Below are 4,530 nucleotides of genomic sequence, written 5' to 3' on the forward strand. Positions count from 1 at the left end.
CGCAGTTTGTTCGCATCGAAGATCCCCTTCGGCAGACAAATCGCACTAGGTCTCTTGTTCGCCCAAGGAGGCGATCATGGTGGATGGTTTGACCGGCACACCGCGTTACCTCTTAAAGCATCGCCTCTCAACGGACGATGCCCCTCCTGCGATTCCGTTGATATCGGCGGCATCGCTGGACGCTAAAACCACAACCACCCGCGAGCTGGCCGACACGCCACCGCACGACTCTGTCATGAGCCTCCGTTGCGTGGCAATGTCGGATTGCAACAGCAAGGGAGCGCCCCGCTACGCCGCTGCGGACTCGCGGGCGTCGAACGCTTTCCCAATGATCTTCGCGAGTGGCAGTCGCGTCTCCGTCCCAACAAGTTCGCTGAGGTGTTGAGGGAGCGGGAGGTTCACGAGTGGTTGTCACGGACCAGCAGGTTCGAGCCAGACGCTGATCAGGAACAACCTTTGTCACCATCGCTTGGTATGTCCCCATGATCGATAGACTATCCAACTCGTGCCTACTAAGTCCCTGCGATATCCGGCCGACCCAACGCGATTGGGAAGTCATCGGCGTCTTCAATCCTGCTGTTGCGATCATCGGCGACGAGATCGTGATGCTAGCGAGGGTCGCCGAACGCCCGATCGATCGACGCGAGGGATGGACGCCGCTTCCTCGTTGGTCCCGTACTGGCGAGACGGCCGTCGATTGGGTTCGCGATCAAGACTTGCGTAAGACGGATGCTCGTGTTGTCGCCCTAAAAGACCACGGTGATCTTCGATTGACCTCGGTTTCCCATCTGCAGACCTTTCGAAAATCAGCCCATGGCAACGACACGTGGCAGTTCGCGAATGCATTGCTACCTGAAGGATCGTTAGAGGAATACGGTATCGAGGATCCTCGGATCACTAAGATCGACGAAACTTACTGGATCACCTATGTCGCGGTGTCTAGGTCCGGCGCTGCAACCGCACTCGTCTCTACGACCGACTGTGTAAACTTTCAACGGCACGGAGTGATCTTTCCCAGCGAAAACAAAGATGTCGTGCTGTTCCCACAGCGGATCGGCGGCGACTATGTTGCACTGCATCGTCCGAATCCAAATTCGCACTTTAGCCCGCCACAAATCTGGATCGCTCGCTCGCCGGACCTTTTGCATTGGGGTCGTCACCAACCGATTCTCAGGGGCGTCCAGGGGTGGGAAGGCGATCGTGTAGGCAGCGGAACGCCACCGATCTTAGTCGACGAGGGTTGGATCACGCTCTACCACGGCAGCGCAACATCAACCGCCGCCGGCACTGTGGGGCGTTATGCAGCCGCGGTACTGCTACTGGATCGCGACGATCCCGCTCGCGTGATCGCTAGGTCCAACGATCCGATCATGACGCCAAAAACCGACTACGAAAAATCCGGCTTTGTACCCAACGTCGTTTTTCCAACGGCAATGTTGGATGTCGGCAACGAATTCCAAGTTTTTTATGGAGCCGCCGACACATCCGTCGCCATGACCCGGTTCACAAAGCGATCGCTACTCGAATCGCTTGTTCCACAAAACGGCTTTCAATCATGACCCTACCCAAACTGCAAAAGATCGCTTTTATTGGTGACTATCTGCCTCGCAAATGTGGCATCGCAACCTTTACTCACGATTTGCGGTCATCCATCGCGAAAACGTCAGCTGCCGAATGCATCGTGGTCCCAATGGACGATATCCCAGGCGGTTACTTGTACGACAACGAAGTTCAGTTCCAGGTCGTCGAACAAGACATCGAAGACTACCGGGCCGCGGCCGACTTTCTGAATTTTAGCAATGTCGACATCGTCTGTTTGCAACACGAGTTCGGTATCTATGGCGGCCCCTGCGGCAGTCACGTTTTGGCACTCTTGCAAGATCTGCGAATGCCGGTCGTCACAACGCTGCACACCGTTTTGTCGGAGCCTAGTCAAACGCAGCGTGCCGTGATGACGCAGTTGGTACGGCTATCAACGCGACTTGTCGTCATGACCGAGCGATCCCGACAAACCCTGATCAACATTTATTCAGTCGATGCCGATCAGGTCGACTTGATCGCCCACGGAATCCCAAATGCACCCGATACCGACCAGCAAATTTTGAAGGAGCAATTCAACGTCAAGAACAAGGCGGTAGCACTGACGTTCGGATTGCTTTCCCCCGGAAAAGGAATTGAGTATGTTCTGCGAGCCATCCCCGAGGTCGTCGTCCGTTTCCCTGACTTTATCTATCTTGTCCTCGGAGCGACACACCCCAATTTGATTCGTGAGCAAGGCGAACGCTATCGGATCAGTTTGGAACGGATGGCCAAGGAGCTCGGCATCAGCAAGCACGTTAGCTTCTATAACCGGTTCGTAGAACTGGAGGAACTGACCGAATTTCTAGGAGCAGCGGATCTGTACATCACTCCTTATTTGAATGTGCAGCAAGCTGTCTCGGGCACGTTGGCATACGCATTTGGATGTGGCCAAGCGGTGATCTCGACGCCCTATTGGCACGCCGAAGAATTACTCGCCGACGGCCGCGGCGTGCTGGTTCCCTTTGCAGACTCGGCTGCGATCGCTCGAGAGATCATCGGACTTCTCGGCGACGACGACCGGCGGATGGCGATGCGTGCAGAAGCCCGTCGCTTGGGACGAAGTATGACGTGGGACCATATTTCTCAGTCGTACCTTGCCTCGTTCCGTCGAGCTCAACGTGAACGCAGCAGTCATCGTCCCCCCTTGGCGGTTCGCACTCTCGACGAGCAACCACTGGCACTACCGAAGATGCAACTGGATCACTTGCAACATCTCAGTGACTCTACCGGCATCGTACAGCATGCGATCTATACGATTCCTGATCATGCTCACGGCTATTGCACCGATGACAACGCTCGGGCCTTGATCCTGACCGTCTTGCTCGAAGAACAGGGCAACGATTCACCGACGGTGCATTCGCTCGCTTCTCGCTACGCGGCGTTCCTTAACGTCGCGTTTGACCGCGATACAGGTCGTTTTCGAAATTTCATGAGCTTCGACCGGCGGTGGTTGGAAGACGATGGGTCCGACGATTCGCAAGGCCGCGCCCTTTGGGCACTGGGAACTTGCATCGGACGGTCTCGTCGCGCCGGCCTTGCAGCTTGGGCACGAGAATTGTTCCATCGAGCATTGCCGGAGTGTGAAAAAACAACGTCACCGCGAACCTGGGCCCTTGGTATCTTGGGGATTCACGAATACTTGCGACGCTACAATGGTGACCGCGTGGCAACGACAATGCACCAGCGACTTGCTGAACGATTGATCCGCCTTTACGACGCCACGGCGACTGAGGATTGGCCGTGGTTTGAAAACACCGCGACATACAACAATGCCAAACTGTCACAATCGCTGATTGCCTACGGCCGCGGATCGAATGAACCGCTCGCCACGGACATTGGCTTAAAATCGCTGCGATGGCTTTGCGGAAAGCAATTGTCGCCTCAAGGACGGTTCCGCCCCATCGGATCCAACGGATTCAGTCGCGAAGGCACCGCGACGGCGGTGTTTGACCAGCAGGCGATCGAAACGCACGCGATGGTTTCTGCTTCGATCGAAGCATTCGCATCCACTAAAGATCCATTTTGGAACGAGCAAGCTCATTTGGCATTCGATTGGTTTCTGGGCCGCAATGATCTCGGCCAACCGATTTACGACGCATCCACCGGAGGATGCTACGACGGGCTTATGGAGAACCAAGTCAACGAGAATCAAGGTGCCGAATCAACACTCGCTTTTTTACTCTCGCTCATCGAAATGCGAGGACTCGGCGCAACCCTGCGTGTCAATTGAAGCTCCGCCAAGCATCGCCCCAGAAAGCGGAAGTCGATGTCACGACATTCACCTTATCGGTTGCTCGTAACCACGCGTAAAGCTGGAAGCCCGGCATCCAACCTATCATTGCTTTGTCCAAACGCAGACAGCCTACCCCCACTAAAGCGGCCCGTTTAATGCACATCACGCGTACCGACATCGTTCTCTCGCCCAACAAACAACGCGTCGTCTTGCGACCGTTCCAACCGCCCGGCGACGACCGTGTGCTGCGGGTTATCGCCCGCGTCTGTACGCTCTCTGAAACCGAAGTGGACAAGCTGCTCGCTCATGTATTCGATGAATTTCATGGACGGCACCAAAAACCAAAGGCCTTCTTCGAGCGGCGGTTTCATGAGCTCCGCCGCCACCTGCTGACCGATACCCCACTAACCGAAAACCGTCGACTGCTGCTTGGTGCGTACTTCACTCAGGAATATGCATTAGAGTCAGCCGCCTTGTTCAATCCGTCGCTGGTCTGGCACCCCGACCAGTCAAATCTTCCGGCCGGAGCGAGACGCTTCGCGATGAGTTTGCGAGCGGTCGGCGAAGGACATATCTCATCGATTGTGTTCCGCAGTGGAATCATTACCCGCGACTTGCAAATCACAATCGATGAACCGAATCGCTTCGTAACCACCCCACGTTTCGTGCCTGATTCGTGTTACGAGAATGATCTCTTTCGCCGGAAATTGGTTGAG

General features: G+C 55.6%; 3 protein-coding genes and 1 pseudogene. All 4 read left to right on the forward strand.

What is annotated here, in order from left to right; translation table 11 throughout:
• Nucleotides 1-186 (forward strand): hypothetical protein (locus ABX962_RS31065; RefSeq protein ID WP_372725408.1); only part of this gene is annotated, 186 nt, incomplete at its 5' end.
• 296 nt (nucleotides 187-482) lie between these two features.
• Nucleotides 483-1,559 (forward strand): glycoside hydrolase family 130 protein, encoded by a 1,077-nt coding sequence (locus tag ABX962_RS31070; protein ID WP_372725410.1) that lies wholly within the window; start codon nucleotides 483-485, stop codon nucleotides 1,557-1,559.
• Complete coding sequence (locus tag ABX962_RS31075; protein WP_372725412.1) at nucleotides 1,556-3,811, forward strand: glycosyltransferase family 4 protein; 2,256 nt, start codon at nucleotides 1,556-1,558, stop codon at nucleotides 3,809-3,811. Before ABX962_RS31070 ends, ABX962_RS31075 begins: the two co-directional genes overlap by 4 nt.
• A 158-nt stretch (nucleotides 3,812-3,969) precedes the next feature.
• Nucleotides 3,970-4,530, forward strand: a pseudogene (locus tag ABX962_RS31080) (glycosidase); the annotation flags it as partial.

It is taken from the genome of Novipirellula sp., from assembly GCF_041583735.1.
In the GTDB taxonomy this organism is placed as follows: Bacteria; Planctomycetota; Planctomycetia; order Pirellulales; family Pirellulaceae; genus Novipirellula.